The sequence below is a fragment of the Pseudorhodobacter sp. genome, assembly GCF_034675685.1.
Taxonomy (GTDB): Bacteria; Pseudomonadota; Alphaproteobacteria; order Rhodobacterales; family Rhodobacteraceae; genus Pseudorhodobacter.
This window is the reverse complement of the sequence record NZ_JAUCDA010000016.1, coordinates 527519-549266: the sequence shown is the minus strand read 5'-3', so window position 1 is coordinate 549266 and position 21748 is coordinate 527519. Positions and strand designations below refer to the sequence as shown.

At 60.3% G+C, this 21748-nt stretch carries 25 protein-coding genes; 16 read left to right on the top strand and 9 right to left on the bottom strand.

Features of this window, described 5'->3' with window-relative positions; all coding sequences use genetic code 11:
- The first annotated feature begins 31 nt into the window (after positions 1-31).
- The gene (locus tag VDP61_RS14110) at positions 32-697 is read left to right on the top strand and encodes a glutathione S-transferase family protein (protein ID WP_323007494.1); all 666 of its coding nucleotides are present in this window, start codon (positions 32-34) and stop codon (positions 695-697) included.
- A 189-nt stretch (positions 698-886) separates the two neighbouring features.
- Here the strand turns inward: VDP61_RS14110 and VDP61_RS14105 are convergent, their stop codons facing one another.
- From VDP61_RS14105 to VDP61_RS14090, 4 genes are read right to left on the bottom strand one after another with little or no spacing between them, the layout of a single operon-like run.
- Positions 887-1978 (bottom strand): DegT/DnrJ/EryC1/StrS family aminotransferase, encoded by a 1092-nt coding sequence (locus tag VDP61_RS14105; protein WP_323007493.1) that lies wholly within the window; start codon positions 1976-1978, stop codon positions 887-889.
- A gap of 1 nt (position 1979) precedes the next feature.
- Entirely contained in the window at positions 1980-3179 is a 1200-nt protein-coding gene (locus tag VDP61_RS14100) for a glycosyltransferase family 61 protein (protein WP_323007492.1), read from the bottom strand.
- Positions 3180-3229: 50 nt separating this feature from the next.
- The gene (locus tag VDP61_RS14095; RefSeq protein ID WP_323007491.1) at positions 3230-3652 is read right to left on the bottom strand and encodes an FdtA/QdtA family cupin domain-containing protein; all 423 of its coding nucleotides are present in this window, start codon (positions 3650-3652) and stop codon (positions 3230-3232) included.
- Positions 3649-4203 carry a GNAT family N-acetyltransferase gene (locus tag VDP61_RS14090; protein ID WP_323007490.1) on the bottom strand — a complete coding sequence of 185 codons (555 nt, stop codon included), beginning with the start codon at positions 4201-4203 and terminating at the stop codon, positions 3649-3651. The genes VDP61_RS14095 and VDP61_RS14090 overlap by 4 nt, the downstream gene beginning before the upstream one ends.
- 486 nt (positions 4204-4689) lie before the next feature.
- Between VDP61_RS14090 and VDP61_RS14085 the strand changes: the two genes are divergently transcribed.
- Positions 4690-6282 carry an alpha-amylase family glycosyl hydrolase gene (locus tag VDP61_RS14085; RefSeq protein ID WP_323007489.1) on the top strand — a complete coding sequence of 531 codons (1593 nt, stop codon included), beginning with the start codon at positions 4690-4692 and terminating at the stop codon, positions 6280-6282.
- A 50-nt stretch (positions 6283-6332) separates the two neighbouring features.
- Here VDP61_RS14085 and cueR read toward each other — a convergent pair whose 3' ends face one another.
- Positions 6333-6722, bottom strand: a complete 390-nt coding sequence (gene cueR / locus VDP61_RS14080; protein WP_323007488.1) for a Cu(I)-responsive transcriptional regulator — start codon at positions 6720-6722, stop codon at positions 6333-6335.
- Positions 6719-9160: a heavy metal translocating P-type ATPase gene (locus VDP61_RS14075; protein ID WP_323007487.1), complete on the bottom strand. Its 2442-nt coding sequence runs from the start codon at positions 9158-9160 to the stop codon at positions 6719-6721. Before VDP61_RS14075 ends, cueR begins: the two co-directional genes overlap by 4 nt.
- A 139-nt stretch (positions 9161-9299) precedes the next feature.
- Between VDP61_RS14075 and VDP61_RS14070 the strand changes: the two genes are divergently transcribed.
- The 8 genes from VDP61_RS14070 (at position 9300) to VDP61_RS14035 (ending at position 15809) form a co-directional block, all read left to right on the top strand.
- Positions 9300-9497: a heavy-metal-associated domain-containing protein gene (locus VDP61_RS14070; RefSeq protein ID WP_323007486.1), complete on the top strand. Its 198-nt coding sequence runs from the start codon at positions 9300-9302 to the stop codon at positions 9495-9497.
- Positions 9498-9557: 60 nt separating this feature from the next.
- On the top strand, positions 9558-10943 hold the full coding sequence (locus tag VDP61_RS14065; protein ID WP_323007558.1) for a bifunctional enoyl-CoA hydratase/phosphate acetyltransferase: 1386 nt from the start codon (positions 9558-9560) through the stop codon (positions 10941-10943).
- Positions 10940-11752 (top strand): sugar phosphate isomerase/epimerase family protein, encoded by an 813-nt coding sequence (locus VDP61_RS14060; protein WP_323007485.1) that lies wholly within the window; start codon positions 10940-10942, stop codon positions 11750-11752. Before VDP61_RS14065 ends, VDP61_RS14060 begins: the two co-directional genes overlap by 4 nt.
- A gap of 185 nt (positions 11753-11937) precedes the next feature.
- Positions 11938-12942: a type I glyceraldehyde-3-phosphate dehydrogenase gene (locus tag VDP61_RS14055; RefSeq protein ID WP_323007484.1), complete on the top strand. Its 1005-nt coding sequence runs from the start codon at positions 11938-11940 to the stop codon at positions 12940-12942.
- 10 nt (positions 12943-12952) lie between these two features.
- A complete protein-coding gene (locus tag VDP61_RS14050) occupies positions 12953-13561 on the top strand; it encodes a nucleoside triphosphate hydrolase (RefSeq protein WP_323007483.1) in 609 nt (202 codons plus the stop codon).
- A gap of 145 nt (positions 13562-13706) precedes the next feature.
- Positions 13707-14750, top strand: coding sequence for an aldo/keto reductase (locus tag VDP61_RS14045; protein ID WP_323007482.1), 1044 nt, complete (start codon positions 13707-13709; stop codon positions 14748-14750).
- On the top strand, positions 14692-15336 hold the full coding sequence (locus tag VDP61_RS14040; RefSeq protein ID WP_323007481.1) for a hypothetical protein: 645 nt from the start codon (positions 14692-14694) through the stop codon (positions 15334-15336). Before VDP61_RS14045 ends, VDP61_RS14040 begins: the two co-directional genes overlap by 59 nt.
- Positions 15324-15809: a lipocalin family protein gene (locus VDP61_RS14035; protein WP_323007480.1), complete on the top strand. Its 486-nt coding sequence runs from the start codon at positions 15324-15326 to the stop codon at positions 15807-15809. Before VDP61_RS14040 ends, VDP61_RS14035 begins: the two co-directional genes overlap by 13 nt.
- Here VDP61_RS14035 and VDP61_RS14030 read toward each other — a convergent pair.
- Entirely contained in the window at positions 15806-16663 is an 858-nt protein-coding gene (locus VDP61_RS14030) for a helix-turn-helix transcriptional regulator (protein ID WP_323007479.1), read from the bottom strand. The two genes, VDP61_RS14035 and VDP61_RS14030, sit on opposite strands and share 4 nt — an antisense overlap.
- A 98-nt stretch (positions 16664-16761) precedes the next feature.
- On the opposite strand from VDP61_RS14030, the gene VDP61_RS14025 reads away from it, so the two are divergent.
- The 3 genes from VDP61_RS14025 to VDP61_RS14015 are packed head-to-tail and all read left to right on the top strand — an operon-like array spanning position 16762 to position 18792.
- On the top strand, positions 16762-16986 hold the full coding sequence (locus VDP61_RS14025) for a DUF2061 domain-containing protein (protein ID WP_323007478.1): 225 nt from the start codon (positions 16762-16764) through the stop codon (positions 16984-16986).
- Positions 16970-17875, top strand: coding sequence for a fatty acid desaturase (locus VDP61_RS14020; RefSeq protein WP_323007477.1), 906 nt, complete (start codon positions 16970-16972; stop codon positions 17873-17875). Before VDP61_RS14025 ends, VDP61_RS14020 begins: the two co-directional genes overlap by 17 nt.
- A gap of 20 nt (positions 17876-17895) precedes the next feature.
- Positions 17896-18792 carry a DMT family transporter gene (locus tag VDP61_RS14015; RefSeq protein WP_323007476.1) on the top strand — a complete coding sequence of 299 codons (897 nt, stop codon included), beginning with the start codon at positions 17896-17898 and terminating at the stop codon, positions 18790-18792.
- Here the strand turns inward: VDP61_RS14015 and VDP61_RS14010 are convergent.
- Both VDP61_RS14010 and VDP61_RS14005 read right to left on the bottom strand, forming a co-directional pair.
- Positions 18789-19481, bottom strand: a complete 693-nt coding sequence (locus VDP61_RS14010) for an NUDIX hydrolase (protein ID WP_323007475.1) — start codon at positions 19479-19481, stop codon at positions 18789-18791. The genes VDP61_RS14015 and VDP61_RS14010 overlap by 4 nt on opposite strands.
- 46 nt (positions 19482-19527) lie before the next feature.
- A complete protein-coding gene (locus VDP61_RS14005; protein WP_323007474.1) occupies positions 19528-19920 on the bottom strand; it encodes a DUF983 domain-containing protein in 393 nt (130 codons plus the stop codon).
- A gap of 216 nt (positions 19921-20136) precedes the next feature.
- Here VDP61_RS14005 and VDP61_RS14000 point away from each other — a divergent pair, with 216 nt between their 5' ends.
- From VDP61_RS14000 to VDP61_RS13990, 3 genes are all read left to right on the top strand, one after another.
- Positions 20137-20706 (top strand): calcium-binding protein, encoded by a 570-nt coding sequence (locus VDP61_RS14000; RefSeq protein WP_323007473.1) that lies wholly within the window; start codon positions 20137-20139, stop codon positions 20704-20706.
- A gap of 87 nt (positions 20707-20793) precedes the next feature.
- Positions 20794-21384: an RNA polymerase sigma factor gene (locus tag VDP61_RS13995; protein ID WP_323007557.1), complete on the top strand. Its 591-nt coding sequence runs from the start codon at positions 20794-20796 to the stop codon at positions 21382-21384.
- Positions 21377-21745 carry a dihydroorotate dehydrogenase gene (locus VDP61_RS13990; protein WP_323007472.1) on the top strand — a complete coding sequence of 123 codons (369 nt, stop codon included), beginning with the start codon at positions 21377-21379 and terminating at the stop codon, positions 21743-21745. The genes VDP61_RS13995 and VDP61_RS13990 overlap by 8 nt, the downstream gene beginning before the upstream one ends.
- The last annotated feature ends 3 nt before the right edge of the window (positions 21746-21748 follow it).

Here is a 21748-nt window from a genome sequence, read left to right as displayed (position 1 = left end):
GCCTGATCCTTTTGCCGAAAGTCATTACGCAATGAACCGACTCTATCACTTCCCGCTCTCCCCGTTTTGCCGGAAGGTCCGGCTGACTTTGGCCGAGAAAAAGCTGGAAGTCGAACTGGTGGAGGAGCGGTATTGGGAACCGTCTGCCGATTTTTTGCGGCGTAACCCGGCGGGAAAAGTGCCTATTTTGAAGATGGACAGCAAGCATCTGACTGAAAGCCAGGCGATTTGTGAATATCTTGAGGAAACAATCCCAACACCGCCCCTGATGCCGCGCGACCCCGCTGGCCGGTTTGAGGTGCGCCGGATATGCGCTTGGTTTGATGACAAGTTTCATGGCGAGGTGACATCGAACCTGCTCTATGAACGCGTGAATAAAAAGGTGATGAAGCTGGGCTATCCCGATAGCAAAGCGGTGAAGTTCGGCGCGGCGCGGATCAAATACCATCTGGATTATATGGCTTGGCTGTTGGATCAGCGGCGATGGTTGGCGGGCGATGTGATGACGCTGGCAGATTTCACGGCGGCGGCCCATTTAAGCTGCCTGGACTATATCTCGGATGTGGATTGGAACCGGTCTGCCAATGTGAAGGATTGGTATGCCAAGATCAAATCGCGCCCCAGTTTCCGGCCTTTGCTGGCCGATCAGGTGCCGGGCTTCCCGCCCCCATCGCATTACGCCGATCTTGATTTCTAGCGCCGGGCAGTTTTGCCATTCGGCCAGACACAGGAATGTGGCATCAAAGCGGGTTCAAGGCATTTCCCCTTGAAGCCTTCGTCACATATCGCTGCCTGAAATCAAAGATTTCAACGCGATATGTGATAGGCCTTGTTTCAAGTTCAAGGCGAAATGCTATAAACCAATTTGCGCTTTGGGGGGCTGGGGTCAGATATCCGTCAACACCTCTATGACGGCCTGCGCATTTTGCAATGATAGCTGTGGGCCAATCGGCAAGCTCAGCACCTCGGCGGCCAATTTCCGCGCCACGGGCAGGGTATCGGCAGCAAGCCCCATTTCTGAATATGCCGCCTGCATATGCGGCGCGATTGGATAGTGAATCAAGCTGCCTATCCCCGCTTTGGTTAGCCGCGCCTGCACGCTATCGCGGTCTGCACTGCGTATGACAAAGAGATGCCAAGCCGGGTTGGCCCAGTCCGGCACATGGGGCAGGATCAGGTCTGTCCGGGCCAAACCCTCCAGATAAAGGGCGGCAATGGCCTGGCGCCGTTCAGACCAATTGTGCAGATGCGCCAGCTTTACCCGCAAAACCGCAGCCTGTATCGGATCAAGCCGCGAATTCACGCCCTGCACCTCGTTTACATATTTCTCACGGCTGCCATAGTTGCGCAGCATGCGGATGCGGTCGGCCAGATCGGCATTGTTGGTCGTGATTGCCCCGGCATCCCCCAAGGCACCAAGGTTTTTTCCGGGATAGAAGCTCCAACAGACAATATCACCATGCGCGCCGATCTTGCGGCCTTTGTACTGCGCGCCATGCGCCTGGGCCGCGTCTTCGACCACGGCAATTCCATGCGCGCGCGCCAGCATCAAGATCGGGTCAAGATCGGCCGGTTGGCCGTATAGATGCACCGGCAAGATTGCTTTGGTCCGATCGGTCAAAGCCGCTGTGATAAGGGATGGGTTCAAGTTGTGGGTGGCCGGGTCCGGCTCAACCGGGACGGGGCGCGCGCCGACGGCCGATACCGCCAGCCAAGTTGCAATATAGGTGTTGGATGGTACGATCACCTCATCCCCCGGCCCCACATCCAACGCGCGCAACGCCAAGATCAGGGCATCAAGCCCATTTGCCAACCCGACAGCATGGGCCGCACCGCAATACTCTGCCCATTCCGCCTCAAACGCGTCAACCTCGGGGCCAAGGATATACCACCCGCTTTCCAGCACACGTTGGACGGCCCTGTCAATTTCAGGTTTGATTTCGCGGTATGCCGCGCCAAGGTCAAGAAAGGGGATCATATCAGGCAGCTCCTGTCATGTGTTGCAGCGCGCGTTCAAAAGGCTCGGGGGCAAGCTGGTAGCCGCCCGTATACGCATCCCCTGACCATTTCAGGGGGCGATCGGGGATCGTTTCAAGAAAGCGCATGTCGTGGCCCAATATGGCGGCCAAACTGGCATAGCTGCAAAACTGCCGGTATTCTGCCGGTAGCCAGCTTAGAAACTGCGCCGGATCTTGCCGGAACACCATGCCAACCCAAGCCGCCCCCGAGGGGCCAATAATCATTTCCGCACTGGCAAAAAGCCGGGCCTGCGCTGCAAGCGACAAAGCCGACGGGTCGTGCGGCGCAAATCCATATTTCGCGGCAATGGCAACCAAAGCGTCTTGATTGTAATTCCGCCGAACCCCCGGCCTGATCAAGAAAATACGTTTGGCAGTGTTTGCTTGTGCATGGTGATCGGGCAACAGGGCCGCGCGCAACGCATCAACATAGGTGCGCATGAAGTCATCATGCTGACTATAATCACCAATCTCGGGCCAGAATCCGACCTTCACGTTGTCCGGCCCGGTGCTGACCTCATCAAACGCTATCAATTCTTCAACCTGCAGATATTTGCCTTTGGGCAAATATGTGATTTCACGGCCAGCGGCAAAAATTGCAAGGACTTCGGCAAAGCTGGGTATGCTGCGACATTCTTCGGGCACCACAAGCGGATAATCCGCATAGGCCGCTGGCAACATTTGGGCAAGCAGCGCCTTGGGCAGAATTTCAATGACGAAATGATACCAGTTATACGCCCCGGACCCGCCAATGAAGATGGCATTTTTCAACTTGGTGCAGGGGTACTTGTAGCGCACCGAATGCCCCGGTTCAAAATGAAACAGGTTGTCATTATCGGTCAAGACACGGTGCTGCCCTTCGCGCACATCATCGGGCAGTGCAAGCCGATCATCGCAAACAATACCGGACGTGTAGGCGCTGACAATTGCGCCCCTTAGAACATGCGCCTGCAGTTTTGGATGGGTGTGCAGCAAGGGCGCCACAGCCACAGCCCCCGCAAAGTTCGGCTGCGCAATGGTCGCATCAGAGGGTGGCACCAAATCAAAGCTGTTTACCGCCGCGCCCGCCAGGTCGCAGGGCTGCAAAAGCTCGTAACCGATCAGTTTTAGAAAAGCCCGCCGTTTCGACGAATTTGGTTGCCTGGCAATGAAATCAAACAACCGTTTTCCATATCGGATTTTCCGTTTGATGAAAGATCGCTTCCACCGCATTATGCGTTTGCACCCTTTGCCGCCGCCAGAAAATCATCATAGTTCCGAAAGTAATCGGCTTCATCATAGCGATGTGATGCAAGAACCATGCAGACGGCACCTTGGCTGAAGGCATCCATTTCGCGCCAGATCAGGCGGCTGATGTAAAGCCCCTTGCGCGGGTCGCGCAGCCAGTATTCTGATTTTGTGTGCCCGTCGTCAATCTTCATGCGGAAGCTGCCCGATAGCGCAAACACGACTTGCTCCAGCTCTCGATGGGCATGCCCGCCGCGCTCGGAATCCACTGGTACGTTATAGAGGTAATAGACCCGGCGGATGTCGAAGGGCACTTGGTTGCCCCCCTCGACAAAGGTCAGATCACCCCGTGGGTCATGGATTTGGGGAAGGCTGATTTCCCGGACAAAGCCCTTTATATCGCTCATTCCGCAGCTACTCCGCGCAAAACACCCATATGTCTTTCCAGATCCGCGTCATATTGCGTGCGGGGATAGGTGAAAAACGCGTCGGTTTCGCTTGTATGTGTTTGTGTGGCGCCAAACCGCCTGTGAAAGGCAAGTGTGGTTTCATTGTCACGGCGCACATCAAACTGTGCAATGCGCAGGCCAAGCAGATCAAAGGCGATCCGGTAGACAAGAACAGCACTTTCCAGCGCGGCCTTTGGCGGCTTGCCGGCATCCAAGATCCAACTGCCCCAGGTAAAGCTGTCTGCCTTGATGTCATACAGCCTGACGGTGCCACAGGCTTGGCCGTCGTGCCTTTCGATGATGTAGTAAAGCTCGCACCCTTCGGCCTCGCGCGTTTTGTAAGCCTCGATCCAGTGGCGCTGATCTTCTGCGGTTCCGCGCACTTGTGACAGGTGCAGATTGTAGGCCGGATTCACCCGCAGGCCATACAAATAGCTTGCGTCGCGGGGCTGGACAAGGCGCAGGGCAAGGTTCGGGCCTTGGAGGCGGGACAGGTTGGGGTTTATCATGGTCTCACGTCATTCAAGGGGGCGCAAAGGCAATCCAAAGGCCGCAATCGCGCTGCAAGATGGTGCCCGGGGTGTTTTCTCGATCAGACACTACTGCCTGGATCAAACCAAGGCAAGGGAAGCCGATATCCGGTCGCCTGCGTGCCAGCCCGCCCCGGACCATCGGCTTGGTTCATCGCGTTTCTGGCGGATGATATGGGCCTCCTCAAACCGCAACCGCTGATGATCTGCCTCGCGCCGGAATGAACGCCTCAGGCGGCGGTGCAAGCGCCCTTCGCCCACAAACGCAACAACACGCCCCCGTTGCGCCACAGGATGCGGCTTGCCCGCCCCCCCCTTCCACACCCTCGTTGCAGAAAAGGAAATCCCAGATCATGCCGTCAGAGGTGGGCTGAAACGAAACAGGCCGCAACGCGTTTTAAAAACAGGCTTGCGCCCAGCGCGTCTTTGGCGTCGTCTGGGCGCGGCAGCGGCAAGGGGGGCATGATGCAAGATTGGTGGCGCAATTCGGTAACATATCAAATCTATCCCCGCTCGTTTCAGGATAGTAGCGGCAATGGCATCGGCGATATTCCCGGCATCACCGCGCGGCTGGCGCATGTGGCAAGCCTTGGGGTTGATGCGATCTGGCTTTCACCGGTGTTCACCTCGCCGATGGCGGATATGGGCTATGACGTTTCCGATTACACCGATATTGACCCGCTGTTCGGGACATTGGCCGATTTTGACGCGCTGCTGGCGCGGGCGCATGACCTGGGGCTGAAGGTGATTATTGATCAGGTTCTCAGTCATTCCTCGGATCAGCACCCGTTCTTTGTGGAAAGCCGCGCCTGCCGTGACAACCCGCGCGCCGATTGGTATGTCTGGGTAGACCCGATGCCCGATGGCAGCCCGCCCAATAACTGGGTCTCGGTTTTTGGCGGCTCGGCCTGGGAATGGGATGCGCGGCGGCGGCAATATTATCTGCATAATTTCCTGGCCTCGCAGCCCGATTTCAACTTTCACACCCCTGCGGTGCAAGACTGGCTGTTGCAAACCATGCGCTTCTGGCTGAACCGTGGGGTCGATGGTTTTCGGCTTGATACGGTGAACTTTTATTTCCACGACCAAAAGCTGCGCCCAAACCCGCCCGACCCGCGCAATGCGGTGACGCCAAAGGTCAATCCCTATGACATGCAAGACCATCTGTATTCCAAAAACCGGCCGGAAAACCTTGGCTTTCTGGAACGTCTGCGCGCGCTGACAGATGAATACGACGCCCGCGCGATGGTGGGCGAGGTGGGTGAATCGCGCCGGGCGGGTGAAATCATGGCCCAATACACGGCTGGCACAACCCGCCTGCACATGGCCTATTCCTTTGATATGCTTGGCCCGGAATTTACAGCCGGGCATTTCCGCCAAAAGCTGGAATCCTTTTACGCCGCTGCCCCAAATGGCTGCCCATGTTGGAGCTTTTCCAACCATGATGTGATCCGCCACGTCACCCGCTGGGCCGATCATGGGGCGCCAGATGCGCTGGCGAAACTGGCCATCGCCATGCTTGCCGGCTTTGAAGGCTCGCTATGTCTGTATCAGGCCGAGGAATTGGGCCAAACCGAGACCGACATCCTCTACCATGAGCTGACCGACCCGCCGGGCTTCAAGTTCTGGCCCGACTACAAGGGCCGTGATGGTTGCCGGACGCCGATGGTCTGGGATGGCAGCGCGCAAGCGGGTTTTACCAGCGCCCCCCCCTGGCTGCCGATCAAACCGCAGCAAAAGGCGCGCAACGTCGCAAGCCAGGGCGCAGGGTCGGTGCTTGCTGCCTATCGTGAGGTGTTGGCCTTTCGCAAAAGCACCCCGGCGCTGCGGCAGGGCAGAACGCGGTTTCTAGACCTGCCCGAACCTGTCCTTGGCTTTCTGCGCGACGATCTGCTGTGCCTCTACAACCTCTCGCCCACCGAGGTCAGGCTGACGTTAAACACCCAAGGCCACCTGACAGGCCCCAGCCAAAACGCGGAAATAATCGACACAAACGTGATCCTTGGGCCGAATGGCTTTGTGTTTGTGACGGGTGCTGACGGGGCTAAAGCGGCCTGACCCTGCCCTCTTTCTGGCGCAAATATCCATCACGTTCCGGCAAATGCGCCTTATTTTGACGGGGCCAGATCGGCCAGGATCGGGCAATCCGGGCGATCATCGCCATGACAGCAGGTCACAAGATGTGACAGCGTTTCATGCATCATTTGCAACGCCGCAATCTTGTCAGAGATTTGCGTCAGATGGCGTTCGGCAATCTCTTTCACATCGGCGCTGGCACGGCTTTTGTCTTCGTATAAAGACAGCAGCACCCGGCAATCTTCGATGGTGAATCCAAGGGCGCGCGCCCGTGCCAGAAACCCCAGCTTATGCACATCATTCTCACGAAATGCGCGATAGCCGTTGCTATCGCGCAGGGGGCGGACCAGCCCGACCTCTTCATAATAGCGGATGGTTTTTGCGGGTAATCCCGCCAGTTTCCCGGCCTCTTTGATGTTCACTGCGCCTCTCCTGCATGGCCCGGTGCAACCCAGCGCAGCCGCAGCGCATTTGACAACACAAAGACCGAAGACATGGCCATCGCCCCCGCCGCCAGCATCGGTGACAATTGCACGCCCCAGATCGGGTACAAAACCCCTGCCGCCACCGGAATCAGGGCTGCGTTATAGCCAAAGGCCCAAAACAGGTTTTGTTTGATGTTGCGCATTGTTGCGTGGCTGATCGCCAACGCCGAAACAACGCCGCGCAAATCACCCGACATCAGCACCACATCCGCCGCTTCGATCGCAACATCGGTGCCGGTGCCAATCGCGATGCCAACATCGGCAAAGGCCAGCGCGGGCGCATCGTTGATGCCATCGCCAACAAAGGCCAGCGTTGCGCCATCGCGCCGCAAGCGCGCCAAAGCCTCGACCTTGCCGTCGGGCAGCACCTCGGCCACCACCTCTTTTATGCCCAACTCTCCGGCAATGACCCGCGCCGTCTCGGTATTGTCACCCGAGATCATCACCACGCGCAGCCCCATCGCCTGCAGCGCCGCAATCGCCTCGGGGGTGCCGCGTTTCACCGGGTCAGACACGCCGATCACCGCCGCAATCTGGCCGTTCAACGCGGCATAAAGCGGCGTTTTTCCGTTGCTGGCAAGCGTTGCCCCGGCCTTGTCCAGCTTGCGCAGATCAACCCCCTCACGTTTCAAAAACCGCGCAGAGCCGACAAGCACCCGCTGCCCGGCAACATGCGCGGCGATACCGTAGCCGGTGTGGGATTCGAATTCGAACGCCGGGGGCAGCTCCAGCCCGCGTTCGCGCGCGGCCCGCAAAATGGCTTGGGCGATGGGATGTTCTGACTTGCTTTCCACGGCGGCCACACGCGCCAGCACAATGTCAGAGTTGAACCCTTGCGCCAGCACGAAATCTGTCATTTCAGGGCGACCAGCAGTCAGGGTGCCGGTTTTATCCACGGCCACCACATCGACCGATTGCAGGGCTTGCAAGGCGGCCCCCTTGCGAAACAGCACGCCCAGTTCGGCCGCGCGGCCGGTGCCAACCATGATCGACACCGGCACCGCAAGGCCCATGGCGCAGGGGCAAGCGATGATCAGCACCGCCACGCCCGCAACAAGCGCATGGGTCAGGGCTGGCGCAGGCCCAAAGATCAGCCAAACCAGCACCGTCAGCGCGGCCGTGACCAATACGGCAGGCACAAACCAGCCGGTGATCTTGTTGACCAGATCCTGCACTGGCAGCCGCGCCCCCTGCGCCTCGCCGACCATGCGGATGATTTGCGCCAGCATCGTATCGGCCCCAACCCGCAACGCGCGGTAGCGCAGCGCGCCGGTGCCGTTTACCGTGCCGCCGGTCACTGTCGCACCAGGGGCTTTTTCCACTGGCGCGGGTTCGCCGGTGATCATGCTTTCATCGACATAGCTTTGCCCGTCGATCACCTCGCCATCCACGGCGATTTTCTCACCGGGGCGCAGGTGCAATATGTCACCGACAATCACCTCTTCCAGTGCCACATCCGCCACCACGCCACCGCGTTCCACCTGTGCGGTTTTGGGCGCAAGCCCGACCAGCCGCGCAATCGCGGCCCCGGTGCGGCCCTTGGCCCGCGCCTCCAGCCAGCGCCCCAAAAGGATAAGGGCGACAATAACCGCAGCCGCCTCGAAATACACCGCGCGGGCGCTGCTGGGCAGCAAGCCCGGTGCAAAGGTCGCCACCACCGAAAAGCCGTAAGCCGCCGCGGTGCCGATCATCACCAACGCATTCATATCAGGCGCGCCATGCCGCAGCGCCGCCCAGCCGCGCGTGTAAAACAGCCGCCCCGGCCCGATCAGCACTGCCGAAGTCAGCACGAATTGAATAAGCCAACTGGTCTGGGTGCCGATGGTCCGCGCAATATAATGATGAAACGCAGGCACCATATGCCCGCCCATTTCCAGAATGAACACGGGCAGGGCCAGCACCAAAGCGATCAGCAATTGCCGCCGCAAGGCCAGGATCTCTTCTGCCTTGTGGTCGTCTTCGGCCACCCGTTCTTGCAGTTTTGCAACATAGCCCAGGGCGGAAATCGCGGAAATCACCGAGTCCGCCGTCTGTGAACCCGCCAGAAATCGAACTTCGGCCCGTTCAAGCGCAAGGTTCACCTGCGCGTCGGTAACCCCCGGCAATGCGGCCAGCCCGCGTTCCACCCGCCCCACGCAAGAGGCGCAGGTCATCCCCTCAACCGCCAGCACCAGCCTGTCCTCGCGCGTGCCGAAGCCGGCATTTTTCAGCGCCAATGCCAGCGCCGGCGCCGCGCCGCCCGCGACCGTGGCGGTGCCACTGGCCAGGTTGGCCTCTGCCCTGCCCGCCCCATCAACGCCAGATAAAATCCGCTCGACACGGCCGACGCAAGACCCGCAGGTCATCCCTTCAACCTCAAACTTGAATCCAGCCATGGCGCCCTCACTTTCAGGGCATACTTAAGGCTTCCAGTTACTAGAAGGTCAAGGGCCCACGCTGATATTCTCCCGATATTTTCTCCTTGACCTTCCCCCGGCAGGAACCCCAATCTTGCCCCAAAAGACAGGAGCCCCCATGACCACCCTATCCATCCCCGATATGACCTGCGGCCATTGCAAATCGGCGGTTGAGGCCGCCATCCTGAAGCTGGACCCGACAGCCAGCGTCGTGGTGGACCTGGTCACGCGCCGCGCCGAAGTGACCTCGACCGAGCCGATCGAAGCGCTGATCAATGCGCTGGATGCCGTGGGGTTTCCGGCACAAATGGCCTGACCGGGCTTGCCCTTGCGGCCTTGCACGGCCACAACAGGGCAAGCAATGCCGGAGTCTGTGATGATCCTTGAAAACCACTTGTTTGAGACGCTCAAACTGGGCGATACCGCCCAGGCCATTCGCCTGTGTACGGCCGATGACCTGTATATCTTTGCCGCAGCGACCGGAAACCATAATCCCCTGCATGTGCCGGGGCTTGATGGCGATGGCGACGGACAGGCCGAGGCGATGGTACCAACGGCCTTTGCGGCCTCGCTTGTGACTGCGATTCTGGGCACGCAACTGCCCGGACCGGGGATCATGACCCTCTCGCAATCCTATGATTTTCAGGGCCGCGCCCATGCGGGGGATGAGCTGGTGACAACCGTAACCGTGACCGGGCTTGAAAACGGCATCGTCACCCTTGCCGCCCGTGTTATCCGCGAGATTGACAAAAAGCAGATCCTGTCGGGCACTGTCCGGGTGCAGGCCCCGGCTGTAAGCTACCGGGTTGACAGCTCTACCTTGCCGGGCCTTACGGTGCGCCGCCATCGCCATTTTGAAGCCTTGCTCGCCAAGGCTGAACCGCTGCCGCCCTTGCGCACCGCCGTTATCTGCCCCAATAACGCCGCCTCGCTGGGCGGGGCCTTGCTGGCGCGGCGGCATACCATCATCACCCCGATCCTTGTCGGCGATGCGGGTAAAATTCACGCCGTCGCCGCTGAATTGGGTACGGATCTGACCGGGATTGAAATCATCGACTGCCCACAGCACGCCGAGGCCGCCGCCCGCGCTGTGGCACTGGTGCATGAGGGCCGCGCCGATGCGGTGATGAAGGGTAATCTGCATACGGATGATATGCTGCGCGCGATGGTCGACCGGGAAAAAGGCCTGCGCATTGGCCGCCGCCTGACCCATATTTTTGTGATGGACGTGCCGGGGCTGGAGCATCCTTTGCTGGTTACCGATGCTGCAATCAATATCGCGCCCGATCTGGCGACCAAGGTTGATATCGTGCAAAACGCCATTGATCTGGCAATTTCCATCGGCATAGCGCAGCCGCGTGTGGGCGTGCTTTCAGCGACGGAAACGGTGAACCCGGCGATTCCGTCCTCGATCGACGCCGCGTTGCTGTCAAAAATGGCCGAGCGTGGCCAGATAACCGGGGGCTTTGTCGATGGCCCGCTGGCGATGGATAACGCCGTTTCGGTGGCTGCTGCGCGCACCAAAGGCATCACATCCGAGGTGGCGGGCCGCGCCGAGGTGCTGGTAGTGCCGGGGATAGATGCGGGCAATATGCTGGCCAAACAGCTTTCCTATATCAGCCATGCCGAGGCGGCGGGGTTGGTGATGGGGGCAAGGGTGCCGGTTATCCTCAACTCACGGTCTGACAGTTCGATGGCGCGCCTGGCCTCTTGCGCCATTGCCGCCATCCACCACGCCCGCATGCAGGAGGCCGCCGAATGAAGCCTGTTCTTGGCGCAGCCCTGACGTTGGATATGCTGGCCCTGCACCGCGATTGGATGCTGTCGGCCCCGCGCGATCTGGAAATTCAAAGCTTTTGTTTGCCGCATGTGCTGAACGGCGATCTTGCAACGCCTCTGGCGCGCGCCAAAACGCTGATCGACGGGCTGACCGGGCGCATCGGCATCCACGGCCCGTATATCGGTTTCAGCATTGATAGCGCCGACCCAGATATCGCCTTGATCGTGCAGGCCCGCATGCTCAAGGCGTTGGAGGTGTGCGAGGCGCTGGGGGCCACGCAAATGGTCATACATTCCCCGATCACATCATGGGATCATGGAAACCAGCAGGTCAGTGAGCATGACGCGCTCAGCCAGATTGAGCGGGTGCGCTATACTTTGGGCCCGGTGCTTAAGCGCGCCGAAGATATCGGCGTTGGGCTCGTGCTGGAAAACATCGAAGATATCGACCCGGCGGCGCGCTGTCGCATGGTTGATGCGCTGAAATCACCAGCGTTGAAAGTGTCGCTTGATACCGGCCACGCACAATATGCGCATTTTTCCTGTGGGGCACCGCCGGTTGATACCTATGTCATGGCGGCGGGAAAACGCTTGGACCATGTGCATTTGCAAGACAGTGACGGCTTTGCCGATCGTCACTGGCACCCCGGCGATGGCCCGTTGAACTGGCACGCGATTTTTGCCGCCTTGCACGCGCTGCCCAAAATGCCGCGGCTGATCCTGGAGGTGGATGACCTGCGCCACGTCACCCGCGGCGCGGCCAATCTTGCAGCGCTGGGGTTGGCGCAATAGCCGCAGGCGCGGGGGTCGTCTGATCTGGCGATTTGGGCGGGGCTGAGGCAGGCTTTGCGATGCCCGGCACTGCGCAGCCTGTGTGCCGGGTTGATGCCAATTGTGACAGATACAAAATTCCCCCCCGCAGCCCATTGATCCGGCGCGCGCAGCATGGTCAGGTTGTGCAAACGAAAGGCACAGCCATGCGGATATTCATCAACGGGTTCGGGCGGATCGGGCGCTCGGTGTTGCGTGCATTCTTGCAAAGCCCAGACCGTTGGCCGGGGCTGGAGGTGGTGGGCGTCAACGATATTGCCGCCCCCGATATGTGCGCCTACCTATTTGAATTTGATAGTGTTTTTGGCCCGTGGCGCGGCAGTGTTGTGCAAGATGGCACGGATTTGGTGATTGATGGCCGGCGCATTGTGCTGCACCGGGTGCAAGATATTTCCACACTCGATTTGCGCGGTGTGGATTTGGTGATGGAATGTACGGGCCGCGCCGATGGGCACGAAATGGCGGCGCGGGGCTTGCGGGCCGGGGCGGGGCGGGTGCTGGTATCTGGCCCATCAAAGGCGGCTGATTTTACGGTGGTTCTGGGCGCGAATGAGGCGGGGCTGAACCTGCACCAGCATCGGATTTTGTCGAACGCCTCTTGCACCACCAATGCGCTGGCGCCGCTGGTCGCGCTGATCGAGGCGGAATGGGGGGTTGAAACCGGGTCGATGACGACGATCCATTGCTATACGGGCAGCCAGCCAACGGTTGACGCGCCCGCCGCTGACTTTGCCCGCAGCCGGGCTGCTGCGGTGTCGATGGTGCCGACGACCACCTCGGCGCAGCGTTTGCTGGACCATGTGTTGCCAGACCTTGCAGGCCGGATTGAAGGCTCGGCGGTGCGGGTGCCGGTGGTCAGCGTGTCAGCGGTTGATCTGGCGGTGATGACCCGGCGGCCCGCCACGGTAGAGGCCGTGAATACAGCGTTTCATGCGGCGGCTTTGGTGGCGGGTGGCGTGATCGGGGCGACCGACCGGGCGCTGGTTTCCACCGATTTGCGGGCGCGGCGCGAAAGCATTGTCATGGCTTGCCCCCAAACCCGTATCACCGCCGGAGGGATGCTGCGGGTATTTGGCTGGTATGATAACGAATGGGGCTTTTCCAACCGGATGCTGGATGTGGCAAGCCGGTTGAAATCCATGGAAAAATGACGGGCATACGATGAAGACGGCGTTGGCAGAGATCAGGGCGACAATCGCGGCGCATGACGGGCCGGGGCGTGTGTTGGTGGCAATCGCCGGGCCGCCGGGGGCCGGAAAATCGACGCTGACAGAGGCACTGGCCGCCCAGATCGACGCCTCGGCGGTGGTGCCGATGGATGGGTTTCACCTTGATAATGCGGTCTTGCAGGCGCGTGGCCTGCTGGCCCGCAAAGGCGCGCCCGAGACATTTGACGTGGCTGGCTTCACAGCGCTGCTCGCCCGGCTGAAGGCCGAGCCAGAGGTTGTTATTCCGGTCTTTGACCGCAGCCGCGATCTGGCAATAGCCGGGGCACGGGTGATTGGCCCCGCCCAGCGGGTGCTGCTGGTCGAGGGAAATTACCTGCTGTTGGATGAAACCCCTTGGAACCGGCTTTTCCGGTTTTGGGATCTGACCATCGGGATTGAGGTGCCACTTGCAACGCTGGAGGCGCGTCTGACCCAACGCTGGCGCGCGCATGGCTTGCCCAATGATGCCGCAATTGCGCGGGCCATGGGCAATGACATTCCGAACGCAAGGCGGGTGATCGCGCGTTCGGCCCCCCCGGATATGCGTATCCGGCAAGGGTAAGGCTGCGCTCTTGGTATTGTAAGTCGTTGGTTTTGTTTCTTGCTTTGTCGTGTCAGGGTGTTTTCGTGGCGACTTGCGCCGCTTTGCAAATGATGCGAGTCTTTGGCGGATTGATTGCTGCGTTAACCTCTTGAAAGGCCAAACCATGAAACAAATACCGCTTGGGGCTACGGGCCTTATGGTCTCGGAACTTTGCCTTGGCACGATGACATGGGGCTCGCAGAATACTGAAAGTGACGGCCATGACCAGATTGCCATGGCCTTGGAACATGGGGTGAATTTCTGGGATACTGCAGAAATGTACCCGACCAACCCGGTACGCAAGGAAACCATTGGCGACACCGAAGCGATCATTGGCAACTGGTTTGCCCGCAATGGCGGCCGTGACAAGGTAGTGCTGGCAACCAAGGTCACGGGCGAGGGCAACGCGCAGGTGCGCGACGGAGCGCCGATTACCGGGGCCAGCCTGCGCGCGGGGGTTGAGGCATCGCTGCGGCGGTTGCAGACCGATTATATCGACCTGTTTCAATTGCATTGGCCCAATCGCGGGTCCTACCATTTCCGCAATATATGGAATTTTGCCCCCACAACCACGCCCGCATCCGAGATTTTCGCCCATATGACCGATGTGCTGCAATCGGCGGATAAGCTGGTGGCCGAGGGCAAGATTCGCGCGATTGGTCTGTCGAATGAAAGCGTTTGGGGGGCTGCGAGTTGGCTGCGATTGGCGCAGGCAATGGGCTTGCCGCGCATGGCCACGGTACAGAATGAATATTCCTTGCTTTGCCGCCAGTTTGATAGCGATTGGGCCGAGTTTTCGGCGCTGGAAAACATGCCCTTGCTGGCGTTTTCGCCGCTGGCTGCGGGCTTGCTCAGCGGTAAATATGCGGGCGGTGTGGTGCCCGATGGGACGCGCCGGGTAAACTCTCCCGATCTTGGTGGCCGTGTGACGCCCTATGTGTTTGAGGCGGTCGCCGCCTATCTGGGTATTGCCGCCCGTCACGGGCTGGATCCGAACCAGATGGCGCTTGCCTTTGTGCGCAACCGCCCGTTTCCGGTTGTCCCGATTATCGGGGCCACAAACCTTGATCAGTTGCGGCTGAACATCGGCTCTGCCGATCTGGTGCTGAATGAAGATGTTCTGGCCGATATCAACGAGGCTAACCGTGCCTTTCCGCGGCCGTTCTAGAATGAATCGCAAGGGGATTTTGCCGATCATCGGGGGCTTGCTGCTGGCGCTGGCCGTGGCCGGGTGCCAGATCGGCGGCAAGTCAGCAGCGCCATCAGATGTTGCCGCACCAACGGCGCTGCAAGGGCCAGCGGTTAGCGTAACATCCTTGGCCCCAATGGAATCGGCAGAGGCGGTTCAAACTGGGCCGCTTGACGCCAAGCCGGTGCCTGACAAGGCAGAGAAGGCAGAGAAGGCAGAGAAGGCAGAGAAGGCAGAGAAGGCAGAGAAGGCAGAGAAGGCAGAGAAGGCAGAGAAGGCAGAGAAGGCAGAGAAGGCGGGGCAAGCGCCCATCGCCGTCAAGGTCAAATCCGCCAGTGAAATCGCCTGCGAAAAACGGGGGGGGCATTTTGTCAGCGTCGGAAGATCGGGGGCGATGACCTGCCAGATGCCGACCCGTGACGGCGGCAAACAATGCACACGCGAAAGCGACTGTGACGGCCTGTGCCTTGCGCGCTCCAACAGCTGTGCGCCGGTCAAGCCATTACTGGGATGTCAGGCCATATTGCAAGACGATGGGCGGCGGGTTGAGCTATGTATAGACTGATCGCCCTTGTTTTGCTGGCAGGCTGCATGGCCCAATCGCCTGCGCCGGGGTTTCGCAAACCCGGCACCCAGATTTATTCCAATGCGGTGCTGGAAAATGAAAAGCTGGTCGGAAATTGGGTGCAAGTGGCCGAATTCGCGCCGCAGGCCGCACCAGCCTGCCCCTTGGGCGGGGCCAGGATTTCGCGTGCCGCAACCGGGCTTTCACTGGCTGCGCAGCTTTGCCTTGGCGGAAAGGTGACGCAGTTTTCTGGCCCCTTGGCCGTCGCTGGGCCTGGCCGTTTCACCCCACCAACGGGCGAGGCCTGGTGGGTGCTTTGGGCCGATGTCGGCTATCGGACCCTGGTTATCGGCACGCCATCGGGGCGGTTCGGCTTTATTCTGAACCGGGGTGGTGATTTGCCCGCCGACCGGATGCAGGCCGCGCGTGAGGTGCTGGATTGGAACGGCTATAACCTTGCGGCGCTGCGTTAAAGGGCTGCCCTGAGCGCGCGCAGATGCGCCGTAACATCACGCGCGCCCAAAGCCGCTTCACGCACCAGCCAATCAAAATGCTGGGTCAGGGTTTCCACCCGTGCGGAATCGCGAAATGCCATATAGTGACGGCCCAGATAGACCACGGCCAGCAACGGCCCAAACACCGTGACCGGGGCCGAAAACACCCGGCGCGCGTCAAACAGATACAGCCGCAAGGACGGGTAAAGCTGTTCGGTCAACGCAATAAGCTGATCTAGCTGCTGTTGGCGCACCGCCAGCGGCAAGCCGTGATAATAGCCGCTTGCCTGTGCGAAGGCGTCCAGTTCGTGCAGAGGCAGGGCAATCTCGTAATCTGAACGCGCGCTGCGCATCCATCCCAGACGGTCCTCGGTCGCGCCGATGGCCTGTTCGATGGATTTGCCAAGATGCGACTCATATTCCCAACGCAGCATCGCTTCGGTTTTCAGCATATCCGGCAAGGTGGCGGGCACATGGCGGATTTTATAGCCTGCCGCCTCTTGATGCCAGCGAAAGATCTGATCATCAACCAAGGCGCGCGGTGCCTCGGTCATGGCGATCGAGGCGGCAAGCAATTCGGCGCCCATTTCGGGCCGATCTGTCAAGCCCAACAGCCAATCAGCGCTGACCTGCAGCGCCAAGGCACATTCGGCCGCAACCTGCGCATTCGGCAGGCGGCTGCTGTTTTCGGCCAAAAGCTGCGAGATGGTAGAGCGATCAACGCCGACCAGCCGCGCCAGTTTTGCCTGCGACATTGCGGTTGCGGCCATTGCAATGGCAAGCCGGTCACGGAACAGGCGGGCGCGGGTGCGCTTGTCGGGTTTGGTCTGCATTGGTGAATTTTCTAACCATAGTTCTAAAAATAGTGCCTATATCCAGACTACCGCAACAAGCCGCCCGGCGCTATCCCATTGAGGCAAGAGGAGAGCCTATGGAAACCCGCCGCCGCAGTCTTGTAAAAGCCCTTGTCTGGCAAGGTTTTGGCCTGGTTTCCATGCTGATTGTCGGCTGGCTTGTCACCGGGTCGGCCTTTGTGGCGGGCGGTCTGGCGCTGGCCAATATGGCCGTGGGCTTCGTGTGCTATCTGCTGCATGAGCGGCTTTGGGCGCAGATCAGCTGGGGAAAACTGCGGGGCAATGATGCACAAACGCGTTGAATGGCCAACGGTGCTGATGCTGCTGGCGACTTATGCGCTTTGGGCATTGGGAACCAGCGTGGTCTATGGCGGGGCACCGCTGCTGGGGGTGATTGTGACGGGGGTCGCGATCACACTGTTTTCCTCGCTTCAGCATGAGGCGCTGCATGGCCATCCGTTTCGGTTGAAATGGGTGAATGCGGCGCTGGTATCACCGGCGCTGACGCTGACCGTGCCTTATGGCCGCTTTCGCGATACGCATCTGGCCCATCACCATGACCCGATCTTGACCGACCCTTATGATGACCCGGAAAGCAATTTCTTTGATCCGGCGATCTGGGCGCGGCTGCCCGCCGCAGTGCAAATGTTGTTTCGCGCCAATAACACGTTGTTGGGCCGTATCGTGCTTGGCCCGATCCTCGGCAATGCGATGTGGCTGTTGGGCGAGGCGCGCCTGTTTGCCCGCAACGCCCCCGGTGTGCGGCGCGATTGGGGGCTGCATGCGCTTGGGTTCATCCCGCTGGTGGGGTGGTTGTGGTGGGCAGAGATGCCGTTCTGGGCCTATCTGTTGGCGGCGTGGCTGGGGCATGGGCTGCTGAAAATCCGCACCTTTCTGGAGCATCGCGCGCATGAAGTTGCCACTGCGCGCACGGTGATTATCGAAGATCGCGGGCCTTTGGCGCTGCTGTTCTTGAACAACAATTTCCATGCCGTGCATCACAGCCACCCCGGCGTGCCTTGGTACAACCTGCCAAAAACCTATGCTGCCAATCGCGCGGGGTTTCTGACCCGCAATGATGGCTATGCCTACCGCAGCTATGCGCAGGTGTTTCGCAGCTATTTCCTGCGCGCCAAAGACCCGCTGCCGCATCCGCTCTACCCTGCCACAGATCCGCTCGACAGTCGGTAACCCGCATGCGATGAGGGGGCATGGAACTTTGGGTCATCGCCACAATCGCCGCCGCCGCCGTGCAGACCATCCGCTTCATGCTGCAAAAGCGGCTGAAGGGGTTGGGCCTTTCCACGGGCGGTGCCACGTTTTCGCGGTTTTTGTTCGCGGTGCCGCTGGCTGGTTTGGGCGTTGCGGTGCTGGTGGCCCTGCGCGGCTATAGCCTCCCGCCGCTGGGCCTGATGTTTTGGGCCTTTGCTGTGGCGGGCGGGGTGGCGCAGATTATCGCGACCTTTTGCACCGTGGCCCTGTTTTCTGAACGCAGCTTTGCGGTGGGGATTGCCTTTACCAAAACCGAAACCGTGCAGGTTGCGCTGTTTTCCGCAGTGTTCTTGGCCGAGGCAGTCTCGGGCCTTGGAATCGTGGCGATTTTAATCGGGCTTGCCGGTGTTTTGCTGCTGTCACGCCCTGCCGAAGGGTGGCTGGCCGGTAAAATCCTTAACCGGGCCACGGTGTTGGGGCTGCTGGCGGGTGGGTTTTTCGGGCTGTCTGCAATTGGCTATCGGGGGGCCACGATAGAGATTGCCAACCCCGACCCGCTGTTTCGGGCGATGCTGGCGCTGGCCTGTGTGACCGCGTTTCAAACCGTGGCCATGGCGCTGTGGCTACGCTGGCGCGAGGCGGGTGAGGTGACGAAGGTGCTGGGCCAATGGCGCGCAACCTTTCCGGTGGGGGTGACGGGGGTGCTGGGCTCGCTTGGCTGGTTCACTGCCTTTGCGTTGCAAAATGCCGCCTATGTGCGCTCTGTCGGGCAGGTAGAGCTGATCTTTTCGGTGCTGGTGTCGCTGCTGGTTTTCGGTGAAAAACCCAAAGCCCGCGAGGTGGCCGGCATGGCGCTGCTGGCCGTTTCAATCATCATGATTGTGGCGCTGGCCTAAACCAGCCGCCGAAACAAAGGGCGGTTGCTTGAATTGTCAAAGAACGGCACACCGCCGCTGGCTGGGCCATCGCGCAACACGGCGGCAACCTCGGCCAAAACCACCTCGGTGATAAAGGGCAGATCGAGGCTGCGGGTTGCGGCCAGATCAATCCAATGCAGATGCGACAGCTCATCTGACGCGGCGCTGAAATCGTCGATATCACCGGGGATCTGGGTTGCGGGCACCAGAAAGAACCGCGCATCAAACCGCCGCGACCTGCCGGGCGGGGTGATGGCGCGAAAGATGAATTGCATCGCAGCCGCGCAAGGCACCAGACCGCGCGCGGCAAATCCGGCCCAGTCATAGCCCTCATCCGGCGGGGGCGGCGCGGCCCAGGTGCCGCTGACCCCAAGCGCAAGCCCGGTTTCCTCCCACAGCTCCCTGATTGCGGCGGCGGCCAGGGTTTCAGGGGCAATCGCGGTATCAACCTGCAGGCGCAGCGCGCAGGCCGCAGGCAGCCCGTCGGCAAGCACCACATCGGCATCCGCCGAATCAACCGCACCGCCGGGAAACACATATTTTGACGGCATGAAGGCCGCCTTGTCGCCGCGCTGCCCCATCAAGACCTGAACGGAACCGCCGGCCTGCTGCCGCCACAGCACCACGGTCGCCGCATGGCGCAAAGCGGTTTTGTCAATCCCAGGCATCACGGGCGCACCCGCCACAGGATCAGGTGCCGAATCAGGCGCAGAATCAGGCATTATCCCGAAACCCGTGCATTTGCTTGGCCCATTGCAACGCCACCACTGCCCCTTTCAGGCGCGGCAGCAAGAACAGCGACAAGGCCACAGTGCCAACAGAAAATACCGAGGCCAGAACCCAAGGATCGGGGCGGTAGGCAACAAACACCCACAGAATCAGCGGGGCCATCAGATGCCCTACGATCAAAATCGTCAGGTAGGCCGGGCCATCATCGGCCCGGTGATGAAACAGTTCCTGATTGCACACGGCGCAACTGTCGCGCACTTTCAGATAGCCGCGCAGCAAGGGCCCCGCCCCGCAACTGGGGCAGCGGCAGCGCCACCCCCGGCGCAGGGCCTGGCCCAAGGGGCGATCTTGTTGCATCGTCAAGGCGTGGTCGGTCATCCGTTTTGGTCCTGAATTCTGGTAGGCCCTGCCAGGGGCGATCGCGGCAAGCCCCTCTCATACCCGGTTTCATCTGAAAAGTAGAGCGCAACTTCAGCTTTGCGGCGCGATGTCGCAAAATACTTTTATACCTTGCGACGGAAACCCTGCGCTCCGGCGTTTGACTGTACATGAAGACGGGCGAGACAGCTTGTCAGAGCAAACCGGAGATTGAGCATGAAAACCAAGACACTTTTTAGCGCGGTAACATTGGCGGCCATGGTTGCTGCAAGCTTTTCCACCATCGCCTATGCCGAGGTTGGGCAGCGTGGGGGCGACCGGATGGGGCAGATGTTTGTCTTTGAAGATATGGATGCAGACAGCGATGGCAAGGTGACCCAAGCCGAAATCGCCGCATTCAACGCTGCCAAAATCGCCGCGATGGATACCGACAAGGATGGCAACCTGTCCGAAGCCGAGCTGATCGCCGGGCAAGAGCAGCGCCGCGCAGAGCGCAAGGCCAAAATGGCCAAGCGCATGATCGAAATGCGCGATGCCAACAAGGACGGCGTCTTGTCGCTGGATGAAATGGCCCCCCCGGCGGATCGTGGAATTGAAATGTTCAAACGGGCTGATGCGGATGGCGATGGCGCAATTTCCAAGGCCGAGGCCGATGCCATGAAAGACAAGATGGACCGACGTTCAGGTGGGCGCGATGGCGACCAGCGCGGCAAGGGCAAAGGCAAAGGCAAGAATGGCGGGCACAAGCATGGTGGCCAAAAGTCTGGCTGGGGCGACCGGGGCTGAAGCCTGGGGTTGATAATGCCTTCCCCGCCCGGATTGGGCGGGGAAGGCGCATTGAAGTATTGAGTGCCGACAGATACTCCCGACAGGATGACCATGCCCTTCGACGATGCCTCTGATGTGCCTGATGAGGCCCTGTTGGTGCTTTATGCCAACGGGGACGCTGCGGCCGCGCGGGAATTGGCGGCGCGGCATTTGCCAAGGGTTCTGGGCTTTGCCGCGCGTCTGTTGGGCGGTGACCGGGCCGAGGCCGAAGATGTCGCGCAAGAGGCGATGCTCCGGCTGTGGCGTATCGCGCCCGAGTGGCGGACGGGCGAGGCCAAGGTTTCCACCTGGCTTTACCGGGTGGTGACCAACCTGTGTACCGACCGGCTGCGCAGCAAAACCCGTCGGCGTGCTGTTGGGTTGGACGATGCCCCGGATGTTGCGGATGGGGCCAAAAGCGCCGAGGCAACCATGGTCGAGACTGAGCGGATGACCGCACTGACTGCAGCCTTGGGAACCCTGCCTGACCGCCAGCGCCAAGCCGTGGTCTTGCGGCATATCGAGGGGCTGTCAAACCCCGAGATTGCCGAGGTGATGGAGATCGGGGTCGAAGCGGTGGAAAGTTTGACGGCGCGGGGCAAGCGGGCTTTGGCCGCCGTGATGGCCGGACGCCGGGCAGAGCTGGGATATGAGTAAGGAAACCGAGATGCAAGACACTGATCTGGAAGATCTTTTTGCGACGGCACGGCAACAGCCCGTGACTGTTTCCCCCGACCTTATGGCGCGGGTGCTTGCAGATGCCGATAGCTGGCAACCTGCAGCCGCTACCTTGCCAAGCCGCGCACGAAAGCCAAGGCTATTCGCGGGGTTTATGGCCGCGATTGGCGGTGTCGGCGGCTTGGCTGGCCTGTCAAGCGCAGCTATCGCCGGGGTCTGGATCGGGTTTGCGCAGCCCATTGCGCTCAGCTCGGTGACAGATGCCTTTCTGGCGGGTGGGACCGCGACGGAAACGGTTGATATTCTGCCAAGTTTCGATGATTTTCTAAGCGAAGGATAGATG

What these genes read in the sequence shown, in the direction of transcription:
- VDP61_RS14110 (WP_323007494.1), top strand. Translation starts at nt 32, where the DNA reads ATGAACCGACTCTATCACTTCCCGCTCTCCCCGTTTTGCCGGAAGGTC.
- VDP61_RS14105 (WP_323007493.1), bottom strand. Translation starts at nt 1,978, where the DNA reads ATGATCCCCTTTCTTGACCTTGGCGCGGCATACCGCGAAATCAAACCT.
- VDP61_RS14095 (WP_323007491.1), bottom strand. Translation starts at nt 3,652, where the DNA reads ATGAGCGATATAAAGGGCTTTGTCCGGGAAATCAGCCTTCCCCAAATC.
- VDP61_RS14090 (WP_323007490.1), bottom strand. Translation starts at nt 4,203, where the DNA reads ATGATAAACCCCAACCTGTCCCGCCTCCAAGGCCCGAACCTTGCCCTG.
- VDP61_RS14085 (WP_323007489.1), top strand. Translation starts at nt 4,690, where the DNA reads ATGCAAGATTGGTGGCGCAATTCGGTAACATATCAAATCTATCCCCGC.
- VDP61_RS14075 (WP_323007487.1), bottom strand. Translation starts at nt 9,160, where the DNA reads ATGGCTGGATTCAAGTTTGAGGTTGAAGGGATGACCTGCGGGTCTTGC.
- VDP61_RS14070 (WP_323007486.1), top strand. Translation starts at nt 9,300, where the DNA reads ATGACCACCCTATCCATCCCCGATATGACCTGCGGCCATTGCAAATCG.
- VDP61_RS14065 (WP_323007558.1), top strand. Translation starts at nt 9,558, where the DNA reads ATGATCCTTGAAAACCACTTGTTTGAGACGCTCAAACTGGGCGATACC.
- VDP61_RS14060 (WP_323007485.1), top strand. Translation starts at nt 10,940, where the DNA reads ATGAAGCCTGTTCTTGGCGCAGCCCTGACGTTGGATATGCTGGCCCTG.
- VDP61_RS14055 (WP_323007484.1), top strand. Translation starts at nt 11,938, where the DNA reads ATGCGGATATTCATCAACGGGTTCGGGCGGATCGGGCGCTCGGTGTTG.
- VDP61_RS14050 (WP_323007483.1), top strand. Translation starts at nt 12,953, where the DNA reads ATGAAGACGGCGTTGGCAGAGATCAGGGCGACAATCGCGGCGCATGAC.
- VDP61_RS14045 (WP_323007482.1), top strand. Translation starts at nt 13,707, where the DNA reads ATGAAACAAATACCGCTTGGGGCTACGGGCCTTATGGTCTCGGAACTT.
- VDP61_RS14040 (WP_323007481.1), top strand. Translation starts at nt 14,692, where the DNA reads ATGAAGATGTTCTGGCCGATATCAACGAGGCTAACCGTGCCTTTCCGC.
- VDP61_RS14035 (WP_323007480.1), top strand. Translation starts at nt 15,324, where the DNA reads ATGTATAGACTGATCGCCCTTGTTTTGCTGGCAGGCTGCATGGCCCAA.
- VDP61_RS14030 (WP_323007479.1), bottom strand. Translation starts at nt 16,663, where the DNA reads ATGCAGACCAAACCCGACAAGCGCACCCGCGCCCGCCTGTTCCGTGAC.
- VDP61_RS14025 (WP_323007478.1), top strand. Translation starts at nt 16,762, where the DNA reads ATGGAAACCCGCCGCCGCAGTCTTGTAAAAGCCCTTGTCTGGCAAGGT.
- VDP61_RS14020 (WP_323007477.1), top strand. Translation starts at nt 16,970, where the DNA reads ATGCACAAACGCGTTGAATGGCCAACGGTGCTGATGCTGCTGGCGACT.
- VDP61_RS14015 (WP_323007476.1), top strand. Translation starts at nt 17,896, where the DNA reads ATGGAACTTTGGGTCATCGCCACAATCGCCGCCGCCGCCGTGCAGACC.
- VDP61_RS14010 (WP_323007475.1), bottom strand. Translation starts at nt 19,481, where the DNA reads ATGCCTGGGATTGACAAAACCGCTTTGCGCCATGCGGCGACCGTGGTG.
- VDP61_RS14005 (WP_323007474.1), bottom strand. Translation starts at nt 19,920, where the DNA reads ATGACCGACCACGCCTTGACGATGCAACAAGATCGCCCCTTGGGCCAG.
- VDP61_RS14000 (WP_323007473.1), top strand. Translation starts at nt 20,137, where the DNA reads ATGAAAACCAAGACACTTTTTAGCGCGGTAACATTGGCGGCCATGGTT.
- VDP61_RS13995 (WP_323007557.1), top strand. Translation starts at nt 20,794, where the DNA reads ATGACCATGCCCTTCGACGATGCCTCTGATGTGCCTGATGAGGCCCTG.
- VDP61_RS13990 (WP_323007472.1), top strand. Translation starts at nt 21,377, where the DNA reads ATGAGTAAGGAAACCGAGATGCAAGACACTGATCTGGAAGATCTTTTT.